Annotated in this window: 18 protein-coding genes and 1 tRNA gene; 14 read left to right on the top strand and 5 right to left on the bottom strand. The window is 34.0% G+C overall.

Annotation, left to right across the window (positions count from 1 at the left end; translation table 11 throughout):
• Window positions 1-30 precede the first annotated feature (30 nt).
• From ABD935_RS05335 to ABD935_RS05295, 9 genes are all read left to right on the top strand, one after another.
• On the top strand, window positions 31-675 hold the full coding sequence (locus tag ABD935_RS05335; protein WP_345190632.1) for a cell envelope biogenesis protein OmpA: 645 nt from the start codon (window positions 31-33) through the stop codon (window positions 673-675).
• Window positions 668-1,258, top strand: coding sequence for a crossover junction endodeoxyribonuclease RuvC (ruvC, locus tag ABD935_RS05330; RefSeq protein ID WP_345190630.1), 591 nt, complete (start codon window positions 668-670; stop codon window positions 1,256-1,258). The genes ABD935_RS05335 and ruvC overlap by 8 nt, the downstream gene beginning before the upstream one ends.
• Complete coding sequence (gene hemW, locus ABD935_RS05325; RefSeq protein WP_345190629.1) at window positions 1,255-2,469, top strand: radical SAM family heme chaperone HemW; 1,215 nt, start codon at window positions 1,255-1,257, stop codon at window positions 2,467-2,469. The genes ruvC and hemW overlap by 4 nt, the downstream gene beginning before the upstream one ends.
• A 12-nt stretch (window positions 2,470-2,481) precedes the next feature.
• Window positions 2,482-3,234, top strand: coding sequence for a cyclase family protein (locus ABD935_RS05320; RefSeq protein WP_345190628.1), 753 nt, complete (start codon window positions 2,482-2,484; stop codon window positions 3,232-3,234).
• On the top strand, window positions 3,235-3,843 hold the full coding sequence (locus tag ABD935_RS05315) for a DUF4230 domain-containing protein (RefSeq protein WP_345190627.1): 609 nt from the start codon (window positions 3,235-3,237) through the stop codon (window positions 3,841-3,843).
• Window positions 3,840-4,202 carry an MmcQ/YjbR family DNA-binding protein gene (locus ABD935_RS05310; protein WP_345190625.1) on the top strand — a complete coding sequence of 121 codons (363 nt, stop codon included), beginning with the start codon at window positions 3,840-3,842 and terminating at the stop codon, window positions 4,200-4,202. The genes ABD935_RS05315 and ABD935_RS05310 overlap by 4 nt, the downstream gene beginning before the upstream one ends.
• Window positions 4,203-4,358: 156 nt before the next feature.
• On the top strand, window positions 4,359-5,189 hold the full coding sequence (locus ABD935_RS05305) for a hypothetical protein (RefSeq protein WP_345190624.1): 831 nt from the start codon (window positions 4,359-4,361) through the stop codon (window positions 5,187-5,189).
• A gap of 144 nt (window positions 5,190-5,333) precedes the next feature.
• Window positions 5,334-5,912, top strand: a complete 579-nt coding sequence (locus tag ABD935_RS05300) for a PhnA domain-containing protein (RefSeq protein WP_345190622.1) — start codon at window positions 5,334-5,336, stop codon at window positions 5,910-5,912.
• Window positions 5,913-6,082: 170 nt separating this feature from the next.
• Window positions 6,083-6,361, top strand: a complete 279-nt coding sequence (locus ABD935_RS05295; protein ID WP_345190621.1) for a DUF1272 domain-containing protein — start codon at window positions 6,083-6,085, stop codon at window positions 6,359-6,361.
• A gap of 5 nt (window positions 6,362-6,366) precedes the next feature.
• Here the strand turns inward: ABD935_RS05295 and ABD935_RS05290 are convergent, their stop codons facing one another.
• On the bottom strand, window positions 6,367-6,798 hold the full coding sequence (locus tag ABD935_RS05290) for a YybH family protein (RefSeq protein ID WP_345190620.1): 432 nt from the start codon (window positions 6,796-6,798) through the stop codon (window positions 6,367-6,369).
• 344 nt (window positions 6,799-7,142) lie between these two features.
• Here ABD935_RS05290 and ABD935_RS05285 point away from each other — a divergent pair, with 344 nt between their 5' ends.
• A complete protein-coding gene (locus ABD935_RS05285) occupies window positions 7,143-7,424 on the top strand; it encodes a hypothetical protein (RefSeq protein WP_345190618.1) in 282 nt (93 codons plus the stop codon).
• Between the two features lie 10 nt (window positions 7,425-7,434).
• On the opposite strand, the gene ABD935_RS05280 is transcribed toward ABD935_RS05285, so the two are convergent.
• Window positions 7,435-8,535, bottom strand: a complete 1,101-nt coding sequence (locus tag ABD935_RS05280; protein ID WP_345190763.1) for a DUF4407 domain-containing protein — start codon at window positions 8,533-8,535, stop codon at window positions 7,435-7,437.
• An 84-nt stretch (window positions 8,536-8,619) separates the two neighbouring features.
• Window positions 8,620-9,480 carry a DMT family transporter gene (locus ABD935_RS05275; RefSeq protein ID WP_345190617.1) on the bottom strand — a complete coding sequence of 287 codons (861 nt, stop codon included), beginning with the start codon at window positions 9,478-9,480 and terminating at the stop codon, window positions 8,620-8,622.
• A gap of 277 nt (window positions 9,481-9,757) precedes the next feature.
• Here ABD935_RS05275 and ABD935_RS05270 point away from each other — a divergent pair, with 277 nt between their 5' ends.
• Complete coding sequence (locus tag ABD935_RS05270; protein ID WP_345190616.1) at window positions 9,758-10,516, top strand: hypothetical protein; 759 nt, start codon at window positions 9,758-9,760, stop codon at window positions 10,514-10,516.
• A 33-nt stretch (window positions 10,517-10,549) separates the two neighbouring features.
• Here ABD935_RS05270 and ABD935_RS05265 read toward each other — a convergent pair whose 3' ends face one another.
• Entirely contained in the window at window positions 10,550-11,938 is a 1,389-nt protein-coding gene (locus tag ABD935_RS05265; protein WP_345190615.1) for a dipeptidase, read from the bottom strand.
• Window positions 11,939-12,055: 117 nt separating this feature from the next.
• On the opposite strand from ABD935_RS05265, the gene ABD935_RS05260 reads away from it, so the two are divergent.
• Window positions 12,056-12,137, top strand: a tRNA-Leu gene (locus ABD935_RS05260).
• 232 nt (window positions 12,138-12,369) lie between these two features.
• Here ABD935_RS05260 and ABD935_RS05255 read toward each other — a convergent pair.
• A complete protein-coding gene (locus ABD935_RS05255) occupies window positions 12,370-13,038 on the bottom strand; it encodes an ISAon1 family transposase (RefSeq protein ID WP_345190762.1) in 669 nt (222 codons plus the stop codon).
• A 265-nt stretch (window positions 13,039-13,303) separates the two neighbouring features.
• Here ABD935_RS05255 and ABD935_RS05250 point away from each other — a divergent pair, with 265 nt between their 5' ends.
• Together ABD935_RS05250 and fsa are read left to right on the top strand one after the other, a co-directional pair.
• Window positions 13,304-15,352: a transketolase family protein gene (locus ABD935_RS05250; RefSeq protein ID WP_345190614.1), complete on the top strand. Its 2,049-nt coding sequence runs from the start codon at window positions 13,304-13,306 to the stop codon at window positions 15,350-15,352.
• Window positions 15,353-15,361: 9 nt separating this feature from the next.
• Window positions 15,362-16,015, top strand: coding sequence for a fructose-6-phosphate aldolase (gene fsa / locus ABD935_RS05245; protein WP_345190613.1), 654 nt, complete (start codon window positions 15,362-15,364; stop codon window positions 16,013-16,015).
• Window positions 16,016-16,170: the final 155 nt, after the last annotated feature.

The raw sequence follows: 16,170 nt of genomic DNA, 5'->3' as shown, positions 1-16,170 counted from the left end.
AATTGTTGCAAATTAAATTAATAATACGTAATGACCTCGAATTTTAAATTGAATAAGATTTCATGGCTAACTTTAGTCATGCTTTTTTATTGTTTTTTAGGTGTTTCTCAAGGTGAAACGAGTACAATTAAGGCGCAATTTGCATTAGGTGTAAATAGTCCGTCTTCAAGTGGTTTTGTAAGCGATTTTGAAGCTAATTCTATTAATTTTCCTAGCATTAATTTAGGGGTGCAATACATGTTTAAGCCCCAGTTAGGCGGTAAATTTGATTTTGGTTTTAATAGATTTTCAAACTTAGATAATAGACCAGAGTTTAAAGTGAATTATTTGCGCATTAATGCACAATTGGTTTTTGACCCTTCAAAAATTGTTGATTTGTCAAATCGAATAAGAACTTTTATTCATGGAGGATTTGGTTTTTCAACAGTCAAGCCATTGGGTAATTATGGACAAAATAAAATGGCATTTTTAAATGCTATGGCCGGTATAGAGTTTCATTATGGTATTTCAGATAAACTTTCTGTGTATCTTGACACCTCTTATATTTTAGGATTTGCAAAAGATTTTAATCCAGTATCAGATGGTTTTGGGTCGTTTAACGGAAATCTATTAACCATAACCATTGGCGCGTCTATATCGCTTAGTGGTTGTTATTATTGTGAACAAAATGACTAAAGAAAGAATCATATTAGGGATTGATCCAGGAACAACAATTATGGGTTTTGGACTCATAAAAGTGGTTGGAAAAAACATGCAATTCATGCAACTTAATGAGTTGGATTTGAAAAAATATAGCGACCATTATTTAAAACTGAAACTCATTTTTGAGCGTACCATAGAACTGATAGATACCCATAACCCAGACGAAATTGCTATTGAAGCTCCATTTTTCGGTAAAAATGTACAAAGTATGTTGAAGCTTGGTAGAGCCCAAGGCGTAGCTATGGCAGCAGGATTAAGCAGAGAAATACCAATTACTGAATACCTTCCTAAAAAAATTAAAATGGCGATTACAGGAAACGGAAGTGCTAGTAAGGAGCAAGTGGCTAAAATGCTTCAAAGCTTATTAGGGCTTAAAGCCTTGCCAAAAAATCTAGATGCTACCGATGGTTTAGCGGCCGCGGTTTGCCATTTTTATAACTCAGGTAAAATTACTGTTGGTAAAAGTTATTCAGGTTGGGATGCGTTTGTTAAGCAGAATGGCCATCGAACAAGCACCCTAACTGCCAAAGGGGGAATAAAAAAAACTAAAAAATGAGTCTGAGTAAGGGTCACTCCCCTTCGGGGAGGCTAGGAGGGGCTTCTGGTATTTACATCCACATCCCGTTTTGCAAACAAGCATGCTTTTACTGCGACTTTCATTTTTCAACCTCATTAAAAAAGAAGGATGAACTCATTTTAGCTTTGGCTAAAGAGTTAGCATTAAGAAAGGGCGAATTAAATAACCAGACCATTGAAACTATTTACTTTGGAGGTGGTACGCCTTCTTTATTAACTATAGACGAATTACAATTGTTGGTTGATGCCGTTTATAAAAATTATAAAGTTACTGAAAACCCAGAAATTACTCTAGAAGCTAATCCAGACGATTTATTGTCCGTTCGAGCGCAGTCTAGAACCATTTTTGAGGATTACAAAGCTATTGGAATCAACCGCCTAAGCATTGGTGTTCAATCCTTTTTTGAAGACGATTTAAAAAGTATGAATCGCGCTCATAACGCAGAAGAAGCTAAAGGATGTTTAGAACAAGCCACTAAACATTTTGATAACATTACTATCGACCTTATTTACGGCATTCCTAACATGAGTTTAGATAAATGGAATAAAAACTTAGATATTGCTTTTAGTTTTGGAGTCAATCATTTGTCTAGCTACGCTTTAACTGTCGAGCCAAAAACAGCTTTGGATAGTTTTATTAAAAAAGGAACCTATCCACCAATGGATGAAAATTTAGCATTGCAGCATTTCAATCATTTAGTCGAAAAAGCTACTGAACAAGGTTTTGTGCATTATGAGGTTTCGAATTTTGGAAAGCCTGACTATTTCTCAAAACATAATACGAGTTATTGGCATGGAAAACCCTATTTAGGTATTGGTCCTTCTGCACATTCATTCTATGGCAGTCAACGTAGTTGGAATGTTTCAAATAACACAAAATACATTCAGGCCATTCAGAATGAAACGGTACCTAATACTGTTGAAAACCTTTCAAAAAAAGACCAGTATAATGAATATGTTATGACAGGGTTGCGAACTATTTGGGGCGTTTCACTAGAAAAAATCGAAAATGAGTTTGGTAGAGAGTTTCTGCAACATTTAAAAGCTTCCGCAGAAAAATATATAAACAAAGAGTTGCTTTATGTCACTTCGAGTGATTCGACAAAGGAGAATGGTACCGAGAAGTTAACCACAACCCAAAAAGGAAAATTTTTAGTTGATGGTATTGCTTCCGAGTTATTTATGATTTGATTATATTTGGATATGCTCGCAACAATTCAATATAAGTCCAGAAAACTTCAAATAGATTTAGAAGAACCCATAGATATTTCAATCCCAATTCGTGCTTCAAAAAGCAACGTAAATGCTTGGTGTGTGGAAGAACCCAAAATAGAGCCTGTAAAAGATGGCGAATGGACTGCCCGCGTAAAAGACGGGGCTTGTGTAAATTTTAATAATATATATTTCAATCCACATGCCCATGGTACACATACAGAATGTGTAGGTCATATTACGGAAAAAGCATATTCAATAAACCAAAATCTAAAACACTTTTTCTTTTTAGCTGAAGTTATAACTGTAGCTCCAGAACGGTTAAACGGCGATTCTGTGATTTCTAAAAAGCAAATACAGTTTGCATTGGGTAACAAAAAGCGCGATGCTGTTGTTATTAGAACGCTTCCTAATACCAGATCTGAAAAATGGCATAAGCAATATTCCCATACCAATCCAACTTATTTATTAGAGGATGCGGCAGTTTATTTACGCGAAAAAGGAGTGAAGCATTTATTAATAGACTTGCCAAGCGTAGATAAAGAGAAGGACGAATGTGAATTGTTAGCACACAATGCGTTTTGGGATACAAAAGGTGATTTACGTTTAGATGCTACGATTACTGAACTAATTTATGTGTCAAACAAAGTAGAAGACGGCATGTATTTTTTAAATTTACAAATAGCACCTTTCGAAAATGATGCTACCCCAAGTAAACCCATATTGTATAAAATAATTGAATAAATGGAAGCCTTTTTAGGAATCATAATTGGCGTGTTAGTCACTTTAGGAATTGTCACCTATGTTAAGTCATTAAAGAAGAAGAGCTTAGTGAATGCACAATCTGTTTTATTGTTAGACAAAATTAAAAAAGTTTGCAAGTTTATAACCGTTGAAGGTGATTTTGCAGAAATTTATCATTATGAAGATGTAAAAGAACGTTTTTTAAAACTCATTTCCAGTAGAAAGAAAGCACTTGTTGTAATAAATGCAAAAGCACATGTAGGTTATGATTTATCTAAAATTGTGTTGAAAGCAGATAATGACAAAAAGAAAATTTTACTCGAACATTTTCCGCAACCCGAAGTATTGTCCATTGAAACCAATCTGAATTACTACGACAAAACCGATGGTTATTTTAACCGATTTGAAGCTGTTGATTTAACAGGGTTGCACAACGAAGCTAAATTACACATTCAGGATAAAATTCCAGAAAGTGGATTGATTCCAATGGCCCAAAGAGAAGCCTTAGAAACTATTCTGCTCATAGAAACCATTGTTGAAACTATTGGTTGGAAATTAGATTATTCAGCTTTAAAAATTGAAGAAAGTAAGACAGAACTTTTAAAATGAATATAGAGCAAATCAGAACATACTGCTTAAGCAAAAAAGGAACTACCGAAGATTTTCCTTTTGATGCAGATACATTGGTGTTTAAAGTACTTGGAAAAATGTTTGTGCTAGCTTCATTAAAATGGTGGGAACGAGGAGAAGCTGCTATAAATTTAAAAGCAGACCCAGAATATTCAGAAGAACTTCGTGCAGAATACAACAGCATCTGCCCAGGATACCATATGAGCAAAAAACATTGGAACACCCTTTATCTACATGAAGGCGAATTACAGCCAAAACTCATAAAAGCACTAATAGACCATTCTTATAATATGGTAGTAAAAGGTATGCCCAAAAAACTAAGAGACACTATATTGTAATTAAGACAAATAAATAATTTATAAACTAGTTTTTTTTATTGTACATTTATAATCTTATAATTCCCTAATTAATATTAGTAGCATAATCAAATAGCCCGAAATCTTAAAGAAGTATTTAATTTCAATTTATATATTAACTTTAATTTTTTACAGATTATGAAAACAACCAAACAATTATTTTCAGCAATAGTATTAGCACTATTGTTATTTAGTACCACTACAATTCTAGCACAAGAAGATGCTCCTAAACGTCCAGAATTTATAACCGTGACCACCAATCATTGGAATATGGATAAGGAGGATTTTAAAATGTCTGAATGGAAAGCTGCTGCAAAAGAGTACCATGAAAAAGTGACTATGAATAATGAATACGTCATGGGAGCTTCCACATATCTGCATAATATGACTGCCGATAATACGGAGTTTCTTTCAGTACAAACCTTTGCTTCTTGGGAAGATATAGGCAAGTTTGGTGAGCGAAGTGGTGAGTTAGAAAAGGCTGCATGGCCAGATGAAGCAGAAAGAAAAGCATTTTTAAAGAATCTTGATTCGTATTACGCTAATGAGCATTCTGATGAAATTTATGCGCCTATACCAGGAGCTAAATTTATGGCTGAAAAACCAACAAAAGATATGGTGTGCTACATAAGAAAAAGCCATTTTGCTTTTCCTGAAGATGGAACCAATGAGGAGTTTAAGGAATTAAGAATGGAGGGTAATGCAGCTATTGTTCAAAAAAACGAATTTGTAAAAGCATACTATCCAAATGTACATGCTTGGGGCTCAGATAAAACGGAGTTTGTCGAAGCGTTTTTTCTTGATTCAATGGCTGATTTAGATAAAATGTTTGATAGAGGAGACGAATTAATGAAAGCGGCATACCCAGATACTGAGGCTAATAAAGCAAAAGGAAAAGCTTGGAGAAAATATTTTACGGGTGTTCATGGTGATTATCTTTACACATTTATTCACGATCTTTCTAAATAAAAATATTTCATATAAAAAGTATTTGATTTCACAGAAAAGGACGCTCTAAGTGTCCTTTTCTTGTTTTAAATAAGGGCATCGTAAAAACCTAAACTTGTAGAAGCTTCTATTTAGCTGTATTATTGCAATAATTAAATATAGAAAATGAGTTTAGACAGAGAATTATATAAAAGAGCTGATAATAAATGCGAATTGTGTGCAAACGAAGAGCATTTACAAATACATACTTTAGCGCCACAAAAAGATGAAACTTTAACAAAATCGTTAGTAGCATGTAAAACTTGTATTGACCAAATAGAAGACCCGGAAATCACAGATGCAAACCATTGGCGTTGTTTAAATGATAGTATGTGGAGTGAGCAAGATGCTGTAAAAGTAGCCGCTTGGAGAATGCTTTCTCGTTTAAGAACAGAAGGCTGGCCACAAGATTTGCTAGATATGATGTATTTAGAAGATGATATTTTGGAATTTGCTAAAGCTACTGGGGAAGGAGAAGCAGATCCGGAAAAATTAATTCACAGAGATGTAAATGGCGTTGTTTTGCAAGCAGGAGATTCCGTAGTGTTAATAAAGGACTTAAAAGTTAAAGGGTCTAGTATGATTGCAAAACAAGGAACCGCAGTTAGAAATATACGTTTAGACCATGAAAACGAAAAATATATTGAAGGTAAAGTTGGTCCAACATTAACTGTTATTATCACAGACTACGTAAAGAAATTATAATATTTGGGCGTTACCACAAGGGTCGGGCTTTCCGCTATATCTTTCTTGTGCTGAACTTGTTTCAGTATCTCATCAAGTATTTTTCACATATCTTAAATCAGTTTCAAGCCAAACTTATAGTTTAAGCCCAAAAAAGGATGCCGCTGCAATCCCTAACGCAAACAAAAGATATGCTAGAAATAAGACCAACATGCGAAAACTGTAACAAGCTATTGCCTTTCAATTCAAAGGAAGCCATGATTTGCACGTTTGAATGTACTTTTTGTATAGATTGTGTAGAAGCTATTTTGCAACATGTTTGTCCAAACTGTGGTGGGGGTTTCGAAAAACGACCTATTCGACCAGAACATTTACTAGCTAAGCACCCAGTTTCAACAAGGGTGGTTTATAAACCTGTAGATTTAGAAAAACACAAAGATGTATTGCTTAAAAAATCTGATAAAAATTAATACAGTTATGAAGACGTATCAGCAATAATCTTCCACTCGCCATTAATTTTCTTAAAAACAAGCATAAAAATTCCATCGGCATTGCCGACTTCGCGCTTTATATGATATTCGCCTAAAACAAAATATGAGCCTTCACATATATTAGAAATATCATTTATTTTAAAATTCAACTTACCGGTGTGGTCTTCCGTAGGATATGCTTTTTGATAACGATCTAAGGTGTTCTCCCAACCATACGTAACACCATTACTACTATAAAATTTAAGGGAGTCGCTTTTCCAGTAGCCTTCCATAAATTCTTCTAGGTTATTATTTGACCAAGCAATCCTTTGTTTTTTTAATACTTTATTAATGTCTTTTATATCTGCTTCCTTATTAGATTGTCCATAACTGCTAGAAAAGCATACTATACAAAATAATACGATTAGTTTTTTCATGTGGTAGTATTTAATATAATTAATCTAGTTGCAAAACCTGTACCATCCTTTTTTTTGCATGATAAACTGGTATTTACTTAATTAGTAATTGTTTTAATAACCGTAAAAGTAACAAAATCTTCTATTGAACTCAGTTAAACTTTTTCGATTCGCTAAAAATTTGAATTAGTCAAAAAAAAAGGTTGCTCATCGATGAAATTGACATCAAATATTTTTTCATCTCATGTTAAAATCTGTTGGTCGAAAAAATTACAGATAAGACATTTATTTTCCTACTTTTATCTTGTAGTCAATTGATTGCTCTCCCTCAGGTTTATTGTTTAACTATTTAAAATCACTGTATTATGGATTTAGAAATTACTAATTGCAACAACTTTTTTAAGATTAAGGGTGTTCTTAACAAAACCAGCATAAACTTATTTCAAAATGAGTTTAATAACATTTTTGAAAGCGTAAGTGATCTTACGATTAGTGTTCAAGATATTGAAAGTATGGATAAATATGGTGTTGACGCCATTGCCAAACTTCATCAAGAAGCTTTAAATAAAAACAAAAGATTATCTATTATTGGTTTTGGTTGTAAAGATTTATATGATCATTTTAAAACCAATACAACGGCTGCTTAATTTGGGCTGATTACAATACGTTTTTTTGTTTTTTGTAAAAAGCATCAGCTTGCAGTTGCATAAGTTCCCTCGCTTTGTTGCGCTTGTGTGAGTATAGCTCATCTTCATTTTCTATGTCGCTATAAATTCGGTCGTTGATTGCGTAATCTGTTTTTAACATAGCTTCCTGCTGGTTTTTATTTTGAAGCACATTTGTTTTAACAGTAGCCTCTTGATCTTCTAACTTAAAGTCATAAGTGCCTTTTGGAGACAATAACTTAGCAAAAATGGGAGAGGTTTCAATAGCTAAAAACAATAAAAATATAAAGAACGAAGGCAGCCATGGTAATTTGCCTAAGGCGTTAACGCGTGCCATTAAGCCATCAAAATTATTGATAATAGGTTGTGTGTTTATTATTTGGGTCTCATATTCGCCTTTAAGTTTTGTTATTTGGGTCTCATTAGCGGCAATTTTTACTTTATTTTCGGCTTTTAGCTGCTGTAATTCGGCTAATAACCCGTCATGCTTTTCTCGTTTTTCTTTATAAACGGGACCTTTGCCTAAAAGTTTTGTTCCTGCAGTGCCTTCGGCTTCTGCTATATAAGTGTTGTATAATTGGTTTACTTCAGCTTCTTTTGTCTCTATTTCTTTTTGCAAATTTGCAATATCATTATTTAAACCCAATATAGTTGGGGTAAACAGTTCTGCAATTTGGTTTTTATTGGCTAGCGTTAAATCATTTTTTTGTTCTAATAATACTTGGTTAATTTCCTTTTCAAAAATTTTCAATTCTAGAGGTTTTGAAATAACAACTGCAATAATAACGGCTAATATAATTCTGGGTGATGCCTGAATTAATTCATCTATAGCATGCCCTGTTTTTTTAATAGTAGAAACGATATAGCGGTCTAAATTAAAAATGAGTAAACCCCAAACGAGTCCAAAGAAAATAGCTGTGTAAAGATTATCGAAAACAGTATAAAGTGCATAACTAGCGGCAATTAAAGCCATAATAGCAGTAAAGAAAACGGTGGCTCCTATACCTGCGTATTTGTTTTGTTCTCCTATAGAACAATCCTCTAAAATATCGGTATCTGCTCCTGAGCAGATTATAAAAAAACGCTTTAACATCATGTGATTGATTTTGATTGATTGACTATTAGAACGTTAAAAGGGGAAGTTTGTTACAGTTTTAAGGGTAAATAGATTGATTTTTTATCTTTTTCTAGACCTAATGCTCTCAATAACTACAGTTGCAATTATTAAAGATCCGCCAAAAAACGTATTAAGTGTGGGTATTTCATTTAAGAAAATAAAGGCTATTATTATTCCAAAAATAGGTTGAACACTTCCAATAATACTTGCTGTGCTTACCGAGAAATGTTTAAAGCTTGCAATAAATAAAGAATGCCCAATAGCAGTGGTTACTAAGCCCAATATGATTAGGTATGGAATTTGGGTTTGCATGTTGGTTATATCCATTGTAAACATAACGGGTAGTAAAAAGATACTTACTATTAAAGCTTGCTGCATCATGAGCACCGTGCCATTGTATTGGTGTACATGGCGTTTTAAAATAAGGTTTCTTAAGGCGTAACATAAAGCGGAAAAAACACCGCAGAGGATACCTTTTATGTAAGTGCTTTCAAAATTAAAATCTGGTGCAAGAATATAAATGCCTAGCAAAACCATGAGTGCTAAAATAATATGGATTGGGTTTAATTTAGATTTTGTAAAAAAGGGTTCTAACAATGCTGTGATTACAGGAAATGTAAACATAGACAGCATCCCTATTGCTACGTTTGATAGTTTTAAGGCATAAAAATAAGTAACCCAATGTGTGCCTAATAATAAGGCACTTAAAAGAATGGTTGGGATATCTGTTCTAGAATTTATCTTGATGCTCAACTTTTTATAACGGCAAAATATAAAAAGGAATAAAGCACCTAATGCACTTCTGCACCAAATAATTACAGGAGTTGGTAAGTCTATAAATTTTCCTAAAGCACCAGAAGTACTAATTAATAAGGTAGCAAATGTGAGTAATAAAAGTTGATAACTGTGTTGGTTTTTCATGCTGAATGCAAAGAAAATGATATTATTTCTTTTCTAAGTTAATTAACTTCCTTAAAAACTCCTGACAAGAACAGTTCTGTAGGTCATTTAGGTTAAATATTTTATTTAGTAGGATATAATCTGTATTTTTTATATATTTATAAACGAGTTAAATCATGTATTACCTTTAATTCTCTCCCTAATAATTACTTTTAGCAGCCTTAGATCCTCCTTTTTTTATTAAGTAACCTGGTTTTGGTATTTTTTTATAAATTATTAACCAACTAATTAAATCATTATGAAAAAAACAATTATGATGCTATTCATTATTCTAGTGAGTAGCCAATTTATTCAAGCACAGGGTGTTTCTGTGCACATGTACAGGAGAGTTGCAGACACAGACATGGAAGAGGTCTTAAAGCGAGAAGTACAGTATTGGAGCAAGTTTGCTGAAAGTGAAATTGAAAAAGGCAATATGTCTTTTTGGGGAGTGTTTGTTAGAATAGGGGGGACAGATTTAGAAAACGAACCCAATATTCTAATTATTAACGGCTTTCCAGATATTGATAAAGAAGTTAATTGGGGAGGGGTTAAAGATATGTTTCCAGATACGAAAATGGAAGACATAGATACAAGAGGGTTAAGTGCCACAACCGATATGATTGTGCTAAAAGATTTAAATAATCATATCCAAGTACCTGATGCAACCGGCGACGATTTTCAGTTTGCTAGGATCAAGTATCACAATGTGAAAGATCTTGGATGGCATTTTGAATTTGAAGCTAATAAGGTGAAACCGTTTTTTAAAGCCGATATGGATGCTGGAAAATCTAAAAGAAAGGGTTGGGGAAATGCTGTTGTTTTAGAACCAAAATCAGAGAAATTTCCTTATAAAGCATATTCTTATAACTTATTTTCAAAATTAAGTGATGCCTTAAACCCAAGGCATAAAGAGGGGACGCCATTTCCAAATGGGTTTTTTGATGAATATCAAAAAAATGTTGCTGGACCAGATGATTCCAGATTGTATAGAGTTGTAAAAGTAGTCTCCAAATAAAAAAAGGGGTTGAACTTAAATTCAACCCCTTTTTTATTTTGATAATTCTGTAAAATATTTATAAAAATAAGGGATGGTCTCAATGCCTTTTAAGTAGTTCCAAACACCAAAATGTTCGTTTGGTGAATGAATGGCATCGCTATCTAACCCAAAGCCCATTAAAATGGTTTTGCTTTTTAACTCTTGCTCAAAAAGGGCAACAATAGGAATACTGCCACCACTGCGCTGAGGGATAGGTGTTTTTCCAAACGTATCTTGATAAGCTTTACAAGCTGCCTGATAACCTACACTGTTTATTGGGGTGACATAGCCTTGACCTCCGTGGTGAGACGTTACTTTTACTTTTACGCCTTTTGGCGCGATACTTTCGAACTGATTTTTGAATAAATCGGTAATGTTTTCCCAATCTTGGTGTGGTACTAAGCGCATTGATATTTTAGCATAAGCTTTGCTAGCGATAACTGTTTTTGCGCCTTCGCCCGTATATCCTCCCCAAATACCATTAACATCTAGAGTGGGTCTGATAGAGTTTCTTTCATTGGTAGTATAGCCTGCTTCTCCGTAAACGGCATCAATATCTAAGGCTTTTTTATAGTTTTCTAGATTGAATGGAGCTTTTGCCATTTCTGCACGTTCTTCTTTAGAAAGTTCTTCAACGTTGTCATAAAACCCTGGAATGGTTATGTGATTGTTTTCATCATGAAGTGAGGCAATTATTTTCGTTAAAATATTGATTGGGTTGGCTACTGCTCCTCCATATAAACCTGAATGCAAATCTCTGTTTGGGCCAGTAACTTCTACTTCAACATAACTTAGTCCTCGGAGTCCAGTTGTGATTGATGGGACATTGTTAGCAATCATTCCTGTATCCGAAATTAAAATAACATCGTTCTTTAATTTCTCTTGATTGTTTTTTACAAATATGGCGAGGTTTGCACTTCCTATTTCTTCTTCACCTTCAATCATAAACTTGACGTTACAAGGCAATTGATTTGTGGAAGTCATAAACTCCATGGCTTTAACGTGCATGTACATTTGCCCTTTATCATCACAAGCACCACGCGCAAAAATTGCACCGTCTGGATGTTTTTCTGTTTTTTTAATAACGGGTTCGAATGGAGGAGAGAGCCATAAATCTAGTGGGTCTGGTGGTTGCACATCATAATGTCCGTACACTAAAACCGTTGGTAGGTTTTCATCAATTATTTTTTCGCCGTAAACTATCGGGTAGCCATCGGTTTTACAGATTTCAACGGTATCGCAGCCTGCTTTTTCTAGGCTAATTTTAATGGTATCTGCTGTTTTTAAAACATCATTTTTGTATGCTGAATCGGCACTTATAGATGGGATTTTTAATAGTTCGATCAATTCGTTTAAAAACCGGTCTTTGTGTTCAGAAATATACGATTTGATGAGGTTCATAGGTGTTTTTGTAAGGATATGTTCAAAAGTATAAAAAAGAATGTTTTTTGATACTATAAAGTTTGCAATTTAAAAATGTTGTTTATATTTGCATCCCGATAACTATCGGGACTACTAGCGGGCGTGGTGGAATTGGTAGACACGCTAGACTTAGGATCTAGTGCCTCGCGGTGTGGGAGTTCGAGTCTCCCCGCCCGCACAGAATTAATCCTTGTTTTCCTTGTTTAATAAGGGTTTCAAGGATTTTTCATTTTATAAATCCCCTAAAAATACCCCTAGTATTAGGTTTGAATCACTTTTTTGACGAAGATTTGAAGATTTCTTGTAATCTAAGTATAGACACTTATTACTTCTTAAAGCCTAATAGCATTACTAATATAAGAAATTTTGATTCAAATAACCTGAAAACGGATCAAGAACAATTGTTGTGTTTAAGCAAAAATTCTGGTTAATCTAAAAAGGAAGAACTCTACATTTTTGACACCTCTAAACTGTGCTCTAAAAGCCTTTATTTTGGCATTAAAGGATTCCGCTGAAGCATTGGTGCTTCTGTTTATAAAGTAATTTGGGATTGACCTGTAGTTTATTGTTATTGTATTTGCAATAGTATTAAAAGCCTTAAAGCCTGTTTGTTCTACATCTTTATGCCAGTGGGCTAGCTTAGTATAAGCCGTTTGTATAGAAGTAGCTGTATTGAATATATTTCTTAAGCCCTGTACTAGGTTATATGCTTTCTTGATGTCTGGATATTGCTCAAATAGTATTTTGGATCTTAAGTATTGGCTTTGCGTCCAATTACTAGGGGCTTTGAAGAGTAGGTATCTACTTCGGGCCAAGAGTTGTTTTCTTGTATCACCATTGTCAAAGGTTTCTGGTTTATATTCTATTTGTTTGATTTTAGTTTGCTTAATCTGTTTATTTTCCTGATCTATAGCCTCCCAACGATGTTTTATTCGAATATCTTGCAAGGCTTCTAAAGCTAGTTTTTGGACATGAAAACGATCTGTTACCTGTATGGCTTTAGGAAAACATTTTTTAGCAATCATTTTCATGGAATTAGCCATGTCAAGAGTAATCTCTTTGACTTTTGGACTTACTATATTAGACTGGACATTAGATTGCGAGATTTAGAATTGCATAATTTAACTTTGAATTATGAAAAGAGCACACAGAAATTACAGTTTATCATCTCAACTAATAACCTTAATAAAGAGATGTTAACATCTGTTATTAAATTAATTTGGCATTTCTTAATCCTTAACAACTTAAAGATTATATATTTGCAAAAAATGTATTTTTTGGAAGGTGTTTTGCCTTTTAAATAGCGTGTTTTAAGCCGTTAAATATAAATCATAATTAAAAAAAATGAACAAAGACATTAATTTACAAGCAGCAGATAATATCAGAGCATTAGCTGTAGCTATGGTAGAAAAAGCTAATTCAGGTCATCCAGGTGGTCCAATGGGAGGTGCAGACTTTATGCATATTCTGTACTCAGAGTTTTTTAATTATGATCCATCAGATATGGCATGGGCATTTAGAGATCGTTTCTTTATGGATGCTGGTCACTTATCTACTTTAATGTATGCGCAATATTATCTTTTGGGTAACTATGCAAAAGATGACGTCGCAAATTTTAGGCAATGGGGCTCTATTACTCCAGGACATCCGGAGGTTGATGTTGCTAGAGGTATAGAAAATACATCAGGCCCATTAGGTCAAGGACATACTATGGGAGTGGGAGCAGCCATTGCCGCTAAGTTTTTACAAGCTAGATTTGGAGATTGGATGAACCATAAAATTTATGGTTTCATTTCTGATGGTGGTGTTCAAGAGGAAATATCTCAGGGTGCAGGTAGAATTGCAGGTCATTTAGGATTGAGTAACTTTATTATGTTCTTCGATTCTAACGATATCCAATTATCAACATCAACAGATGAGGTAACTTCTGAAGATACCGCTATGAAATATGAAGCATGGGGGTGGAACGTGGTTACCATTGATGGTCATAATCATGATGAAATAAGAAAAGCATTAACCGATGCTAATAACGAATCTGAAAAACCAACCTTAATTATTGGTAAAACAATAATGGGTAAAGGTGCGGTGGCAGCAGACGGAAGTATGTTTGAAGGTTATTGTGAATTACACGGACAACCTATTGGCGCAACAGGAGCCGATTACGAAAAGACGTTATTGAATTTAGGTGCTGATATTGAAAATCCGTTTAATGTTTTTGATGATGTTAGCGAATTTTACAAAAATTTAATAACAGAAAAAATAGCAAAAGCTGCTGAAAAGAAAGCGGTTGTTAACGCTTGGAGAACAGCTAATCCAGCATTAGCTGATAAATTAGATTTTTTCTTATCAGGAAAACTTCCAGAATTAGATTTTGAATCTATCGAGCATAAAGCAGGTTTAGCCACAAGAGCTGCCTCGTCAGGCGTTTTAGCATATTTAGCTGAAAATGTAGAAAACATGATAGTGTCTTCTGCGGATTTATCAAACAGTGATAAAACAGACGGTTTCTTAAAGAAAACTCATGCACTTAAAAAAGGTGATTTTACAGGGTCTTTTTTACAAGCCGGTGTTGCAGAATTAACAATGTCTTGTATTGCAAATGGCATAGCTTTACATGGAGGTATTATTCCTGTTGTTGCAACATTCTTTGTGTTTTCAGATTATATGAAACCAGCCATTCGATTAAGTGGTATTCAAGAATTAGGTGTAAAATACGTTTGGACTCATGATGCCTTTAGAGTAGGCGAGGATGGACCAACACATCAGCCAATCGAGCAAGAAGCACAAATTCGTTTATTGGAAAAACTTAAAAACCACAGTGGTAAAAATAGTTTTTTAGCTATGCGTCCTGCAGATTCAGCAGAAACAAGTGTGGCTTGGAAAATGGCTTTAGAAAATACAGATACACCATCAGGTTTAATTTTGTCAAGACAAGGTATAAAAGATATTCCTGCACAAGGCGAATCAAGATATCAAGAGGCTTTAGCGGCACAAAAAGGCGGGTACTTGGTTAAAGAAGTGGAGAATCCAGATGTGGTTTTAATTGCAAATGGTTCTGAAGTTTCAACGTTAATAGAAGCAGCTCAATTACTTGAAGAAAGAGAAAATCTAAAAGTAAATATCGCTTCTATAATTTCAGAAGGTGTATTCAGGCAACAGTCTAAAGCATATCAAGAAAGCGTTATTCCAAAAAACAAACCGTTATATGGTTTAACAGCAGGATTACCGGTAAACTTAGAAGGTCTTGTTGGTGAAAATGGAAAAGTTTTTGGAGTTGACCATTTTGGGTACTCTGCACCAGCTAAAGTGTTAGATGAAAAATTTGGATTTACTGGAGAAAAAGTAAGCCAAAATGTAATGGAATATTTGAATGCAAACGTTTTAATAAAATAAAAGAAAAAAATGAAGTTTTTTATAGATACAGCAAACCTAAGTGATATTGCAGAAGCACAAGCTTTAGGTGTTTTAGATGGTGTTACAACCAACCCGTCTTTAATGGCAAAAGAAGGCATTACAGGTGCAGATAATATTATAGCACATTATAAAAAGATATGTGATATAGTAGAAGGTGATGTTAGCGCCGAAGTGATTTCAACTGATTTTGATGGGATGGTTAAAGAAGGTGAAGCATTGGCTGCTTTACATCCACAGATTGTTGTAAAATTACCAATTATTGCTGATGGGATAAAAGCTTGTAAATATTTTTCAGATAAAGGCATAAGAACGAATGTTACTTTAGTCTTTTCTGCAGGTCAAGCACTTTTAGCAGCAAAGGCTGGAGCTACTTATGTGTCGCCATTTATTGGAAGATTAGACGATATCTCTACAGACGGTTTAAACCTAATTGCTGAAATCAGACAAATTTATGATAACTACGGGTTTGAAACTCAAATTTTAGCAGCATCAGTGCGTCACACCATGCATGTTATAGATTGTGCTAAATTAGGAAGTGATGTCATGACAGGTCCTTTATCATCAATAAAAGGCCTACTAAAGCATCCTTTAACTGATAGTGGTTTAGCTAAGTTTTTAGAAGATTATAAAAAAGGGAATTAGTTTTCTAATTCTATTTTAAATAAAGTATTAAAGCTTCTCATTTTTGAGAAGCTTTTTTTGTTATACCAATTATTAATAATCGAACTCGGGTTAAAAGTAAAATCCAATAAAAATTTAACATTTTAAGTATGTAACATTTTTAATGTTAGATAGTC

Source organism: Algibacter agarivorans, from assembly GCF_039543245.1.
Lineage (GTDB): Bacteria > Bacteroidota > Bacteroidia > Flavobacteriales > Flavobacteriaceae > Algibacter_G > Algibacter_G agarivorans.
Note: the sequence above shows the minus strand (reverse complement) of the source record. Positions and strands in the feature narration are given on the sequence as shown.